The sequence below is a fragment of the Stutzerimonas frequens genome, from assembly GCF_024448335.1.
Classification (GTDB): Bacteria; Pseudomonadota; Gammaproteobacteria; order Pseudomonadales; family Pseudomonadaceae; genus Stutzerimonas; species Stutzerimonas frequens.
Window position 1 is genome coordinate 321,750 of the sequence record NZ_JAMOHM010000003.1, and the last position, 11,330, is coordinate 333,079.

Sequence of the window (11,330 nt, forward strand, 5' to 3'; positions counted from 1 at the left end):
AAAGCCCCGCATCCGCGGGGCTTTTTCATTTCAAGGGTGGCTCTAACCGACTGCCGTGCTCCAGTCGATCATCCCCAGCTGCCAGGTGCCCAGGATCAACAGACCGAAACCGATCCGGTACCAGGCGAACGCAGCGTAGCTGTGGTTACCGATGAACTTCAGCAGCGCCCGCACGGCCAGCATGGCGAAAATGAACGAGGTAACGAAGCCGATGGCGAACACGGCGAAGTCGCCCGGCTGGAACAGCTCGCGGTATTTGTAGCCGGAATAGACAGCAGCGCCGACCATGGTCGGCATCGCCAGGAAGAACGAGAACTCGGTGGCGGCTTTGCGCGACAGGCCGAACAGCAGTCCACCAATGATCGTCGAGCCCGACCGCGAAGTGCCCGGCACCAGCGCCAGACACTGAGCGAAACCGACCTTCAAGGCCAGCGTCCAGGTCATGTCGTCGACTGTCTCGGCGCGAATTGCATGTTCGCGACGCTCGGCCCAGAGCATGACGATGCCGCCGATGACCAGCGCGGTGGCCACTGTGATCGGGTTGAACAGGTATTCGTGGATCAGATCGGCAAAGGCCACGCCAAGCACTACAGCCGGCATGAAGGCGACCAGCAGGTTGGCGGTGAACTTCTGTGCCTGGCGCTCCCTAGGCAGGCCGACCACCACATCGATGATCTTGCGCCGATATTCCCAGATCACCGCGAGGATCGCGCCGAGCTGGATGATGATATTGAAAGCCAGTGCGCGTTCACCGCCGAAGCCGATCAGATCCGCGACGATGATTTGGTGGCCGGTACTGGAGACCGGAAGAAACTCGGTTATTCCCTCTACTACGCCCAGAATCAGTGCCTGAACCGCAATCCAAAGATCCATCTACTCCCCAAAAGCGATGCCACTCATCGCACATGAATGCAACCAAGGTATATGTCACAAAGCCATCGAAACGCTGTTCTGACTCGCCGCGGGGAACTAAATTCCACGGCAGACGAAACGGGGGCTCATTTTTAGTCACAAGCGGCCGAAAAGCTACTTAGAAGCCATTGCCCGGCTCCAACCAGCAGGCCGCACACAGCTGACAGGCGAGCCGTTGGTTGCTTGAGCGGGCGCAGGCTCAGGTGGTTGTCGTCACCAGCATGGCGCTACCACTTGCAACAAACCAAGCATCGTCCGAGCCACCACAAGACAAGAACGATAAGAAAGACACCTCCAGGAGCCGTATTCATGAATCTGCTGCGCAATGTTCCTATCAGCAAGCGCCTCTGGCTGATCCCCGTGGTCGCCATCGCCATGCTCTTCATCCTCGGTCTGCTGATGATCCAGCAGGTTCGCTCCGACCTGTACCGAGGCAAGCAGGAGGCGACGCGTAACGTGGTTGAAGCGGCCGCCGGTGTTTTCGAGCACTACCGCAAGCTGGAAACCAGCGGTGCGATGAGTACCGCGGAGGCGCAACGTGCCGCCATGGAGCAGATCCGGCTGCTTCGCTATGACGGCCAGGACTACTTCTGGATCAACGATCTTGGCCCGACCATGATCATGCACCCGATGCAGCCCAAGCTCGACGGCCAGGATCTTTCGAAGATCAAGGATCCGGAAGGCAAGGAGCTGTTCAACGAGATGGTCGCCATCGCTCGTCGTGACGGTGCAGGCCTGGTCGACTACATGTGGGCCAAGCCCGGCGAAGAGAATCCGGTGCCGAAAATCTCCTATGTGCAACTGTTCAAGCCCTGGGGCTGGATCATCGGCTCAGGCATCTACGTCGATGACGTGGAGCAGGAGTTCTGGAACTACGTGACGCGCTTTTCCATCATCGGTCTGTTCATCGCCGCGATCATGGCCGTGGTGGTCGCCATCCTGATCCGCAGTATCGTTGCGCCGCTGCGCCACACGATGGCGGCGATGGCCAATATCGCCAGCGGCGAAGCCGACCTGACCCACACACTGGATGTGTCGGGCAATGATGAGCTGACCACGCTCGGCCGAGATTTCAACCGATTCACCCAAAAACTGCGTACCGTTGTCGGTCAGCTTTTCGAAACGGCCGGAGCCCTGGATCAATCCTCGCGCTCGCTCAGCGAGCTTTCTAGCCAGACCCACGAACAGAGCCAGCAGCAGATGCTGCAAATGGAACAGGTGGCCACGGCAGTCAACGAGGTTACCTACGCAGTGCAGGAAGTCGCCAAGAACGCCGAACACGCGTCGAGCGAAGTGGGCGCAGCAGAGAACCAGGCCGGGCTCGGCCAGCGCAACATCGAGACGAGCCTGCAACAGATCGACGAGCTGTCGGCAACCATCAGCCAGGCGGTGGACGTGATCCAGTCACTGGCCGATGAAACCACCAAGATCGGCTCCGTTCTCGAGGTCATCGGCTCCATCGCCGAGCAGACCAACCTGCTGGCACTGAATGCGGCAATCGAAGCTGCACGAGCTGGCGAGCAGGGCCGTGGCTTCGCCGTGGTAGCCGACGAGGTGCGTCTGCTGGCGCAGCGGACACAACAGTCGACAGCGGAGATCCAAGGCATGATCGAGCGCCTGCAGAAGAATTCAGGTGCAGCCGTGAACGTCATCATGGAAAGCAACCGGGCCTCGCAACTCACTGTCGAGCAGGCCAGTCAGGCTGGCGAAAGTCTTGGCGAGATCGCTCAGGCTTTGCGCAACCTGTCGGGCGTCAACGCTTCGATTGCCAGCGCTACCCTGCAGCAGTCCCATGTGGTCGAGGAGATCAACCAGAACGTGACCCAGGCCGCCGGCCTGGCGCAAGAGAGTACGCTGGCAGCCGAGCAGTCCAGTGAGGCGGGCAAGCGTCTGGGCGAACTCGCCAGCCAGCTCAATCGCCTGCTCAGTCAGTTCAGGGTCTGATCCCCTACCCGGCGGTCCTCGTGAGCGGGACCGCCGGCACCCTACTGAAGCAGTGCCCCTTCCGCTCGCACCATCAGCAAGCAGGCGCCAGCCTAACCTCAACATCTCCCCTCGCGACAGGTTGTCGCACGGGCCTTTTCCCTGTGCGGCCTAGCAAGCCCGCCTCCCTCACCTCGCCAGTGAAATTTTCCAGCAGTGACAAGGGTTTAGATCGAACCTGGAGCCCCCGGCCGACCATGCGTCAACGTTATACCTTTGGCTAATTGCAAAGGCCTTCAAATTTTTTCGAACTCGCATGTGACTCATCAGTCCTCTGGGTACATCAACTGCAATGTAAGGCCAATGCCAACGAGCTTGGCTGCAGGTATTTTGGGTATCACACAGAGAGACATGCCCCATGCACACCCCGCTGCGTATCAATGAAGCCCTTCTGATCACCGACCGCGCGTTCAAACCATTCCAGTGCGTTGCCTGGACGCTGCTCGAAGGAAACGGCGAAGTCAGCATCACCGTTGTCGATCGCGACGAAGCCCGCCTCTTGGGTCGTTGCAAGATGTCCAGCAGCGTTTTCACCGATCCTGTGAAACTCGGTGAAACCCTGGAGCAGACTCGCGAGCAACTCAGCCGCGATGGCGCCCACTTCTCCCCTTGGCACATGCCTGAATAAGCATGGCTCGCCCGAACGAAGGCCTGCGGCACGCGCTCCAGGCCTTTTTTCATGTCCGGCGGTTGGGTTGTCCTGGTGACCTCGACTGATCCATTCGGCTGTTTAACGGTCTCAACAGCAACGGACATAACAGGAGAGACCCATGAAAGGTGCAGAAGCCTACGTCAACGATCAATGGCAAAGCTGCGGGCTTGCCGATCTACCTCGAGACTCCGGCGGCCACTTGGTGAAACTGCACTTCGTCATTCCGCGCGACACACAGACGCCCGGACTCATCGACCACATCGGTGACGTCGCACAGCGGCACTTGAGCGAGGCCTATGGCGGGCGCAAGGTCACCCGCAAGCCAGTAGTCGGCTCGGTGGTCGGCGACGGTAGTGGTGATGCCATCGACCTGGAATTCGAGATAGCAGCAGCCGAATAACGGGGCTGCACTCATCGACGCTGGCACTCTAGGATAAGCCGAATGTGATGCCCGCCGACGAACGCCGGCTTTTCCGAAGGAACACCGAAGATGACTCCCTTTGATCTGCAGCGCATGCTTTTGCATGAGTTTCCGCTGATGTTCGTAGCGGAAGTGGCGCTACGGGCATTGCTCGCGTTCGCAGCGGTTTTCATCTTTCTCAAGGTCAGCGGCCGTCGGGGCATTCGCCAGCTCTCGGTGTTCGAACTGGTCATCATCCTGACCCTCGGTTCCGCCGCCGGCGACGTCTCGTTTTATGAAGACGTACCATTGCTGCCGGTCGCGGCGGTGTTCGTCACCCTGCTGTTCTTGTATCGCTTCACCGTGTATCTGATGAATCGCAGTCCACGCTTCGGTGTGTGGCTGGAAGGTCGACCGGTCACCATCATTCGCGACGGCATCTACGAACTGCGCAGCCTGGACAGCTTGAACATCTCGGCTGACGAATTTTTCATGGAACTGCGCCAGCAGGGGGTCGAGCACCTTGGTCAGGTACGGCTCGGCATTCTGGAGAACGACGGCAACGTCAGTCTGTTCTTCCATGAGCCCGAAGCGGTACGTCCCGGACTCTCCGTTCTACCGCCGGAATACCGGCCGGAATTCCGCCAGGTTCCCGCGGCCGGCATGTATGCATGCGGCCGCTGCGGTTTCCCCCAGGCACTGGAAAGCCAACAGACGCAGCGATGCCCGCGCTGCTCCAACCCGACCTGGTCAAAGGCGCTGACGACGCTGCGATCACGCTGATACACGGTACGAACCGCCATCGCTCTAACCGGTCAGTTGATAGAGGCCAGCCATCTCCGTTGCGGCTGCCCGACTTCAATCCAGATCAAAAGCAGGAGCAGACCATGCTTGGCGACTATTCATCGATCAACGACCACCTCGAAACCGCGCGCAAGCACGCAGACCAGGCTGAAACCGAGGCCAAGCCAGAGCTCTACCGCGAAGCGGTTGACGAACTCGTCGCAGCAATCCGCCTGTTGATGCGCAACGGCAACGAAAAGGACAACTGAGCCGCTCCATCGCCTCGCCAGCCGGGCTGGCGAGGCCCAGAGGATCTCGCAATAGATGCGCGACGACAGCACCATGCAAGAGCCCCCTCCCCTGGCGGAGGGAGATCGCCCCGTTCCCAGGGACGAAGCGGGCGACACCGGCACCCTCTTATGCTCTGCGTTACCACCGGACCTGCACTACGTAGATGATTCGCAACCCGGCATCCGCCGCCGGACGTTACGTGGGAAGTTCGCCTACTTCGATACTGACGGCGAGCGCATCCGCGACGAAGACGAGATACGCAGGATCAACAAGTTGGCGATACCGCCTGCGTACCGTGATGTCTGGATCTGCTCCGATCCGCAAGGTCATCTTCAAGCTACCGGTCGCGACGCCCGTGGACGCAAGCAATACCGTTACCACCCCCGGTGGCGAGAGATCCGAGACAGCAACAAGTACGACCGGATGCTGGAGTTCGGCGAAGCCCTGCCACGGCTGCGCCGAGACCTGGAAAAACACCTGGCGCTCCGGGGCATGCCGCGCGAGAAGGTCATGGCGCTGGTGGTGCTATTGCTAGAATCCACACTAATCCGAATCGGTAATCCACGTTACGCCAAGGACAACCGCTCCTACGGGCTGACTACCCTGCGTACCCGCCATGTTGATATCCGCGGCACCGCAATCCGTTTCCACTTTCGCGGCAAAAGCGGGGTCAAGCACGAGGTCACCCTGCGCGACAAGCGCCTGGCCAGGCTTATGCGCCGCTGCATGGAGCTACCGGGCCAGCAGCTGTTTCAGTATCTGGATGACGAGGGGCAACGCCGGGCGGTCAGCTCCAGCGATGTGAATGCCTACCTGCAGGACATGACGGGCCGCGACTTCACCGCGAAGGACTACCGCACGTGGGCCGGAAGTGCCTTGGCACTGGCGCGTCTGCGCCAGCTCGAATGCTCCCCCGAGAGCATGGCCCGGCACAATCTGGTTGAGACGGTAAGGCAGGTCGCCAGCCAGCTGGGGAACACGCCCGCCGTATGTCGTCAGTGCTACATCCATCCTGCAATCCTGCAGGCATTCAATGAAGGTGCACTGGCCGGATTGCGAGGTGCCAGGAAGCGCAGATGGCTGAGCGCGGAAGAGGTTGGATTGCTTGCCTTTCTCAGGAGCGCAGCGGATTGAAGGCGCGCCCCCGGCTCAGGCGTCGTGCTGATGCAGGGTGACTCGATTGCGTCCGGCCGCCTTGGATGCATAAAGCGCCGAGTCTGCCCATTCGATCAGCTGGGCGTGGCTGCTGGTAGGCTCGCTGAGATCAGCTACTCCAAGGCTGATGGTGAAACGAATACGGTGCTGCTCGTGCTGCACCTCATGGCTCTCAACGGCATGCCGGAGGCGCTCGGCGAAGGTCATGGCGCCCTGCTTGTCGGTGTCCGGCAATAGCACGACGAACTCCTCGCCGCCGTACCGCCCCGCTACGTCCGAATCCCGCAGATTCTCGCGGATCAGATCGGCAACCTGCTGGATGACCGCGTCGCCGACCTGGTGACCGTAGGTATCGTTGATCGCCTTGAAGTGATCGATATCGAACATCACCAGCGCGGCCTGACTCTCGTAACGGCGATGACGTGCATAGTCCAGCTGCAGCATCTCCTCCCAATGGCCGCGGTTGTACAAACCGGTCAGCCGATCGGTGCTCGACAGGCGCTGCAGCTCAGCGTTGGCCGCCTGCAGTTGGCGCCGGTTCACCGCAACGTCGGTCACGTCGTAGATGATCAGGCAGACCTGGGCGATGCTGCCGTCAATGCCCTTGAGCGGCAGCAGCGTGGTGTTCTGGTACATGAAATCTTCCAGCCCGGTAATCGGCTGGTAGTTCTTGAAACGCAGGAGATACGGCCGCTGCTCCCAGATGGTGAACGAGGGCGTACCCAGGGTCATGACGCCCTCCACCTTGCGGCGGAACCAATCCTCTTCGACTTCGGGAAAGAGAGAGAAAAAAGAGCGATTGCGCGCCTTTGCCGGCGGCAGGCCAGAGCGATTCTCCATGAACGTGTTCCAGACCTCGACACGGAAGTCGCGGTCCAGAACCACCACACCCACGTCGATGCTCTGGACGATGGCCAGCAACCAGTGAAGCTCAGTCAACTCGGTGGTATCGCTCATGCTCAATCCATCAGGTGGGCGAGCTTGCGGGTCAGCAGCTCGACCGAATCTTCCGTGAACAACAGCAGCAGGTCAAAGTGGATGTCATGCCCTTCCAGGCTATAGCTGATCTCGACCGCCAAGGTCTTTTTCCATCTCGCGCTGTTGAGGCGTATCAGCTCCTCGATCGACGCATGCTGCCCGAGCACCTGCGGATGCCCCTGGGAAAACACGACCTCGATCTGCTCGGCGATGCCGCTCAGGCACGCGCTGATCAGCAGGCTCGACAGATCCAGGAGCATCTCCATCTCCAGGTAATCCTGCCGGCGCATCAGGCGCGCCATGTCCGCGACCTCCGAATCGTGGAACAGTAGCAACGCCTCTCCGGCGATCCCCCCACCGATGTAACCCTGACAAACCGCGGTCAACTGGTCACCGCGCGCAGCATCGGCCAGCGCCATGTGCAGTTCGCCGACCTCGAGAATGTTGACGTTGGGAATCGGGAGCTGAATGAAGACGCCCAGAACACGCGCAAGCAGGGCCGCGGCACGACCCATGGCGATGTTGACGACCTCGCGGAAGGTGTCGCGGAAACCGATCCGCTCACCCTCCTCTCGACCGATCAGCGTCGAAAGATCGTCCAGCAGGCCAAGGCTGGCGAGCGTCTGCTGCAGGTGCACGGGGTCCGCAGGCTTCTTGATGAAGGCCAGCGCGCCGAGCGCCAGCACCCGACGTACGGCTTCATCCTGGATATCGGCCGAAATCACGATGGTTTTGCACGGCAGTTTTTCTTCGCGCAGCTGCGCAAGGACCTGATAACCGTCCAGCTCGGGCATTGTGAGATCGAGCAGCAGCACGTCGATGTCGCCCTGCCGGACCCTTTCCAGGGCTTCGATACCGGTTGCCGCTTGGCTGACGACCACCGGCCAGCCTGCAGGCAGCGCTTGCAGCAGCTGCTTGCGGGCCAGGCTGGAGTCATCGCAGATCAGCAGTGAAATGGCAGACATGGTACGAGCTCTCGTTGCCCGATCGACCGAAGCGCCAGAGCTTATCGCAGGAAAGACGCGCTGTGTGCGTCATGGCGGCAAAATAACGGCATTTTGCCTTTAATCCGCTGAACGGCCCGGCGGACCTGCTCCACCGGGCCCGAAGATCAGTAGTACGCGTTCTCGCGATTGGTATGGTCGGTGACGTCGCGGACCCCCTTGAGCTCTGGAATCCGAGCCAGCAACGTCTTCTCGATTCCTTCCTTCAATGTCACGTCGGCCTGACCACAGCCCTGACAGCCGCCACCGAACTGCAATACGGCGATGCCTTCATCGACTACATCGATGAGGGTCACCTGCCCTCCGTGACTGGCCAGGCCAGGGTTGATCTCGGTCTGCAGGTAGTAATTGATGCGCTCGTTCAGCGGGCTGTCGTCATTGACCATGGGAACCTTGGCATTAGGCGCCTTGATAGTCAGCTGGCCACCCATCCGGTCAGTGGCATAGTCGACCAGTGCGTCTTCGAGGAAGGGCTCGCTGGTGCCATCGATCCAGGCGGTAAAGCTCTTCAAAGCCATGGCGATGTCATCGGGCTTCTCCTCACCCGGCTTGCAGTACGCGATGCAGGTCTCGGCGTACGGTGTGCCGGGCTGGGTGATGAAGATGCGAATGCCAATGCCGGTGGTGTTCTGCTTTTCGAGCAGGTCGGCCAGATAATCGTGTGCAGCTTCGGTAATGGTGATCGCGCTCATGAGAACTCCTCGCAGACATGCGCGGCAGTGTACGCCAAACCACTGCCGCGGTTAAGTCCTAGTATTTTAGTCGGGATAGCTTGCTTACAGTTCCAGCACGCCCGCATCCGGTTCGAAGATCAGAGATTCTCGTAGCGATTCATGTCGAGTACGCCCGCCTCGAGTGGCTCGACCTGCTCGAGATAGCGAGTCAGATCATTGAAATAGCTCCAGAACAGCGGGTGGCTGCGGCGAATGCCCCAGCGTTCTACCACCTGCTCAAAATCGCCCCTGTTCCGGACCTGCTCCATTGCAGCCGCGAATGCGGGCACCTCGCTTGCCGGCAGACTGAAAAGAAAGTTCGGATAGCTGCTGAGGATGCCGGGGTAGACGGTCAGGGTGTCCAGTCTCGGTTGCCAGCGCAGTGATTCACCGAACATGAACGCGACGTTGCTGTGGGCACGGTTGCGCAGGAGGCTGTAGATCTCGCGGCGGTCATCAGCGTATTCGACCCGCAGCAGTGTCGCCTCCGGCAACTGCAAGATGGCGGGCAAGCCTGCTGCCATCCGGTTCGTCAGTCGAGCGAGCGCCTGTTCGACGCGCTGCAATTCGACCGGCTGGTCCTCACGATAGCAATGCGTGCCGTGGCAGCGGTTGATCGGATCAGGCGCGGCATTGATAGCGGCATGGCGCACGAGCAGCCTCTGCGCGAAGTCACGCTTGGGGTCCGCCTTGCTCAACGCCACCAGCGAGGGGGTCGAGCTGTCGATGGCGGTGTAGGCCAGCAGCAGCTTCAGCTGGCCGCCCTTTTCATACCAGTCATCGAGAATCGCCTGGCGGCTGTTGGCCGGCAGCAGACGCAGGAAATTGAGCTCGGCGCCGTTGCGAATCAGATCGAAGTAAAGCCGCGTCTGGCCCTGGTGGGATACGTTGCCAAACACGTCGAAGTTGACCACCAGCTGGTAGTAGGTGCGCTCGAGCAACGGATAGTCCATCCACCACAGCGTTTGTGGAATCTCGCCGATCAGCCCCTTGCGTACCGAGGCGCTATCGTGCTGACGAAACACGCTGAGCAAGGCATTGTCGTTGCCGGACCAGATTTGCGGCCAGTCCGCCGGCGCGTCGGCATAGGCCTTAGTGCGCAGCTGCTCATATTGGTTGCGCTTGACGCGGTAGGTCTTCCAGAACGCCAGCAGATCGCCCATCTCGTCGAACTGCCCCGGCATGGCTAGCAGCGGTGTGGCCTGCTCACGAAAGCGACGGTCGGTGATATAGAGGTCATGCTGCGGGTCCTGAAAAAAGACCCAGAAGTTGTCGCGAATCACGTCCGTGGCGATCTGCCCACGGCAGACCGGCCCGCGAATGAAGGTGCGCACGAAATACTCGGCGTTATCCAGCATGAACTGGTAACGCGCCTCGGCCGGAATCGCCTGGAAGGTCTTGAACGGATTGGCCCGGTGGTTGGCGCCGTAGCCCGGCACCGATTCGACGACCCAGTCGCCCTCGAAGAACAGTGATCTGACCCTTGCCAGCTTCGTCGAACTCAGCGGATAGGTGATATGCGTCTTGTGCACGATCACATCGCTGATGGGCCGCAAGCGGTAGCTGAAGCGGGTACCCGGATCGTCGTTCGGCCGCCGCGTGGCAATGGGATCGATTGGCTCACCGCTGGGTGTACGCGAGCGCACCAGCTGATAGAAATGCCCGCGCTCGCCATCTTCGAAATACAGGTGGGCAATGAAGAGGTGCTCATACAGCCAGCGTCCGACCAGCGTGCCGCGCGGGCCGGGCGTGTTCAGCAGGCGCTCCCATTCTTCGATCTGCAGTGCTTCCGCCGGCGACGGTTGCAGCTGCCGATGCTCGACCGGAGCGCCCTGCTCCAGCCACCGCTGCAGCGTCGCGTATTCCTGATCGCTGAGGCCGGTCACAGCGAAAGGCATGCCACCGTGCAGGTTCTTGCGCGCATAGCCATCGAACTCTTCGGGCAGCGGGCAGGTGTTCTCCCGGCCAATGCCGATGTTCAGCTCCGCAGGCAGCTTGGCATTGGGCGTCAGCGGTTGGCTGCGACCCAGATCCAGCATGCGCGCCATCAGCGCCGCCTGACCGCCCTGGGCGTCGAGCACCCCATGAAACCCCTTGCGCCGCCAGGCGTCTGTTCCCTCGGCGTCGAGAAACAGCCGGGTCGGCGCCTGCGCCTTGGAACGCACACCGTTATAGACAGGCAGTTTGTTCGCACCACGCTCGACGCCCTCGCCGCTGCCCAGATTGAGCTGGCATGGCGAGTCGTAGCAGGCATGGCAGGCCACGCACTTTGCTGTGAAGATCGGCTGGATATCACGCAAATACGAGAGGGCTTCGGCCTGTGCAACGCTACCGGTGAGCAGGAACAGACAACCGAGCCAGAAACGAAAGGACATGAAACGAGCGCCTGGAAGTGAGCCTGCATTCTAGGCATGTGGAATGAGCGCCGCTTGCCCGATCATCTTGAATAATCTTCATGA

At 60.6% G+C, this 11,330-nt stretch carries 11 protein-coding genes; 6 read left to right on the forward strand and 5 right to left on the reverse strand.

All coding sequences use genetic code 11. The features are described from left to right. Positions 1-42: 42 nt before the first annotated feature. Positions 43-873, reverse strand: coding sequence for an undecaprenyl-diphosphate phosphatase (locus NAO55_RS06400; protein ID WP_063540591.1), 831 nt, complete (start codon positions 871-873; stop codon positions 43-45). A 348-nt stretch (positions 874-1,221) separates the two neighbouring features. On the opposite strand from NAO55_RS06400, the gene NAO55_RS06405 reads away from it, so the two are divergent. From NAO55_RS06405 to NAO55_RS06430, 6 genes are all read left to right on the forward strand, one after another. Beyond that, positions 1,222-2,856 carry a methyl-accepting chemotaxis protein gene (locus NAO55_RS06405; protein ID WP_063540592.1) on the forward strand — a complete coding sequence of 545 codons (1,635 nt, stop codon included), beginning with the start codon at positions 1,222-1,224 and terminating at the stop codon, positions 2,854-2,856. 397 nt (positions 2,857-3,253) lie between these two features. Beyond that, positions 3,254-3,523, forward strand: coding sequence for a hypothetical protein (locus tag NAO55_RS06410; protein WP_102841031.1), 270 nt, complete (start codon positions 3,254-3,256; stop codon positions 3,521-3,523). Positions 3,524-3,665: 142 nt separating this feature from the next. Then, positions 3,666-3,947, forward strand: a complete 282-nt coding sequence (locus tag NAO55_RS06415; protein ID WP_063540593.1) for a hypothetical protein — start codon at positions 3,666-3,668, stop codon at positions 3,945-3,947. A gap of 90 nt (positions 3,948-4,037) precedes the next feature. Next, complete coding sequence (locus tag NAO55_RS06420) at positions 4,038-4,730, forward strand: DUF421 domain-containing protein (protein WP_102841030.1); 693 nt, start codon at positions 4,038-4,040, stop codon at positions 4,728-4,730. Between the two features lie 59 nt (positions 4,731-4,789). After that, entirely contained in the window at positions 4,790-4,999 is a 210-nt protein-coding gene (locus NAO55_RS06425; RefSeq protein ID WP_197932493.1) for a hypothetical protein, read from the forward strand. A 55-nt stretch (positions 5,000-5,054) separates the two neighbouring features. Further along, entirely contained in the window at positions 5,055-6,155 is a 1,101-nt protein-coding gene (locus tag NAO55_RS06430; protein WP_102841029.1) for a DNA topoisomerase IB, read from the forward strand. Between the two features lie 15 nt (positions 6,156-6,170). On the opposite strand, the gene NAO55_RS06435 is transcribed toward NAO55_RS06430, so the two are convergent. From NAO55_RS06435 to NAO55_RS06450, 4 genes are all read right to left on the reverse strand, one after another. After that, positions 6,171-7,133, reverse strand: a complete 963-nt coding sequence (locus NAO55_RS06435) for a sensor domain-containing diguanylate cyclase (RefSeq protein WP_102841028.1) — start codon at positions 7,131-7,133, stop codon at positions 6,171-6,173. A gap of 2 nt (positions 7,134-7,135) precedes the next feature. Beyond that, a complete protein-coding gene (locus NAO55_RS06440) occupies positions 7,136-8,119 on the reverse strand; it encodes a response regulator (RefSeq protein WP_063540597.1) in 984 nt (327 codons plus the stop codon). Between the two features lie 146 nt (positions 8,120-8,265). Further along, positions 8,266-8,850, reverse strand: coding sequence for a Fe-S biogenesis protein NfuA (gene nfuA / locus NAO55_RS06445; RefSeq protein WP_063540598.1), 585 nt, complete (start codon positions 8,848-8,850; stop codon positions 8,266-8,268). Between the two features lie 119 nt (positions 8,851-8,969). Then, positions 8,970-11,246, reverse strand: a complete 2,277-nt coding sequence (locus tag NAO55_RS06450; protein WP_102841027.1) for a fatty acid cis/trans isomerase — start codon at positions 11,244-11,246, stop codon at positions 8,970-8,972. Between the last annotated feature and the right edge of the window lie 84 nt (positions 11,247-11,330).